The 1,906-nt window shown below is 57.6% G+C and carries 1 protein-coding gene; it reads left to right on the forward strand.

The features are described 5' to 3' along the window. Positions 1 to 164: 164 nt before the first annotated feature. Positions 165 to 1,757, forward strand: a complete 1,593-nt coding sequence (locus WCA53_RS02130) for a B12-binding domain-containing radical SAM protein (RefSeq protein ID WP_423904980.1) — start codon at positions 165 to 167, stop codon at positions 1,755 to 1,757. Positions 1,758 to 1,906 lie beyond the last annotated feature (149 nt).

Raw genomic sequence — 1,906 nt, forward strand, 5'->3', positions numbered from 1 at the left:
GCAGAAATGGCACCAAATTAGACGATTGAGTCCGCTCGTCCCTCAATGAGGTACCTCAAATCTCTAAATCTATTTCGGGAGCGCTGCTTCAAACGATTGACGGGAAAACGCGGCACCAACAAACTGCGTGACACTTTGACGCTCAAGGTCCGGGCCGGAGCAACATGACGATTCCCTGCCGCGTCCTAATGATCTATCCGAAGTTCGTTCCGGACTCGTTCTGGAACTATACGGAAGCTTGCGAACTCGTCGGCGCGAAATATCCGGCGGCGCCGCTCGGGCTGATCACCGTTGCCGCCATGCTCCCGAAGCATTGGGACATTCGTCTCGTCAACCGTAACACCGAGCCTTTGACGGACGCGGACCTCGACTGGGCCGATCTTGTGATGATCGGCGGTATGCTCAACCAGCAGCCTGATTTCATCTACCTGATCGATCTCGCCCACCTGCACGGCAAGCCAGTATGTGTCGGCGGGCCTGACGTGTCCTCCAGCCCGCATCTTTACGCGGACGCGGACTTCCAGGTGATCGGCGAGGCCGAGCAAATCATCGAGCAATTCATCGCCGCCTGGGAAAGCGGCGAGCGCAAGGGCGTGTTCATCGCCGAGAAATTCAAGATCGACGTCACGCTAAGCCCGATGCCCCGCTACGATCTGATCAACTTCCATCATTATCTCTTCATTGGCGTGCAATATTCGCGTGGCTGCCCGTTCACCTGCGAGTTCTGCGATATTATCGAGCTGTATGGTCGCGTGCCGCGCACCAAGACCAACGATCAGATTCTCGCCGAGCTGCAAGCGCTCTACGATCACGGTTATCGCGGGCATGTCGATTTCGTCGACGACAATTTCATCGGCAACAAGAAAAACCTCCGCACGCTGCTGCCGCGACTCAAAGCTTGGCTGGAAGAGAGCGACTATCCGTTCGAGTTCTCGACCGAAGCCTCGATCAATATTGCTGATGACGGCGAGCTGTTGCAGGCAATGAAAGACGCGAACTTCTTCGGGATTTTCGTCGGCATTGAGAGCCCGGATCCAGAGACCCTCGTGCATATGAAGAAAAAACAGAACACCAGGCGCAACATCGCCGAGTGCATTCACAAGATTTACAGCTACGGCATGTTCGTCACCGCGGGCTTCATCGTCGGGTTCGATACCGAGAAAGTCTCGATGGGACAGGCGATGATCGACTTCATCGAGGAGGCGAACATTCCAGTCTGCATGGTTGGACTACTCTATGCGCTGCCTGGCACACAGCTGACGCGGCGGCTGGCCCAGGAAGGCCGTCTGCACAAAGGCCATGATCTCATGAAGGTCGAGCGGGCGGGCGACCAATGCACGCTCGGCTGCAATTTCGACACCAAGCGTCCGCTTCGTGACATCCTTGTGGATTACAAGGCTGTGCTCGGGCACGTGTTCAGCCCGACGGCATATGCAGGTCGGCTGTCGCGGCTTGCCGTCATGCTCGACCGGTCTGACCGGCGCCGCGACCTGCCGGATGGCGACATACGCAATAGGCTTGGCGGCATGGACAGCGTACACAAGATCATGCGTGCCCTGCCGGAGGCTCGCGAGCCGTTCTGGAAGACCTTCGTCGAGGTCGCCAAGACCAATCCAGGCGCGCTGCGTTACATCGTGATGCTGATGGCGCTGTACATGCACCTTGGGCCGTTCTCGAAGCACGTGATCAGTGAGATTGACCGACGCATTGCTGAGTTGGATGGTATGTCGCCGGTGGGCGCCAGGGGGGTTGGCTAGGGGCTGCCAAGTCCGACGCCGGACCAAGTAAAGCGCCGTCATGCAATGACGGTAGCGCTAGACCGCAGAAAAAAGGTGGCTTTGGCGAGGCAATGACTGACAATTAAGGCCCCCTGCCCCCGTTTGTCTAGTTAGCCTCGGTTCTGTTC

Origin of the sequence: Caballeronia sp., assembly GCF_049581465.1 — a bacterium.
Classification (GTDB): Bacteria; Pseudomonadota; Gammaproteobacteria; order Burkholderiales; family Burkholderiaceae; genus Caballeronia.

Bases quoted from the DNA above. Each gene is read 5' to 3' on its own strand.
- WCA53_RS02130 (WP_423904980.1), top strand. From the start codon at position 165: ATGACGATTCCCTGCCGCGTCCTAATGATCTATCCGAAGTTCGTTCCG.